This window comes from Gordonia sp. i37, assembly GCF_002043085.1.
Lineage (GTDB): Bacteria > Actinomycetota > Actinomycetes > Mycobacteriales > Mycobacteriaceae > Gordonia > Gordonia polyisoprenivorans.
Window position 1 is genome coordinate 1 of the sequence record NZ_MVPX01000649.1, and the last position, 471, is coordinate 471.

A 471-nucleotide genomic window follows, 5' to 3' on the forward strand; every position below is an offset into this window, starting at 1 on the left:
CGGCGACAAACCCGGACAATTCACGACCGGCATCTATCGGGACGGGCCGTGGGCAGGACGATGCTGGTGGCGCACAAACACCCCGGTCGGGGCAGCGACACCGAACCCGAAACGCACCAACGCACTACCCGATGTCGGGGCCACCTACACCGCGGCACTCGCGCGTTTCCGCGCGGAATTACATCCACCACCCGACACCACACAGGGTGATGCCGATACCGATCTCGCCACACGCGACGACCGGGACTCGATGCTGCCCACCAACCGAATCCGCCGCAGCCAGGTCCCGATCGGGCACGGATACTACGACCTCGTCGAAATCCTCACCCCCGACCCTGGCTCGCCGGTCGAGAACCGACTCGCCCACCTACTCGGCGACCGCGGACTCTAGACCCCGTCACGTGCTTCCGTGAATGGCCGGAAACCAGCAGCGGTGCAACAGGTCTCGAGGCTCGTCGCTAACGCTCCTCG

The 471-nt window shown here is 65.8% G+C and carries 1 pseudogene; it reads left to right on the plus strand.

The features are described 5' to 3' along the window. Positions 1-391, plus strand: a pseudogene (locus tag B1964_RS29345) (HNH endonuclease); the annotation flags it as partial. Between the last annotated feature and the right edge of the window lie 80 nt (positions 392-471).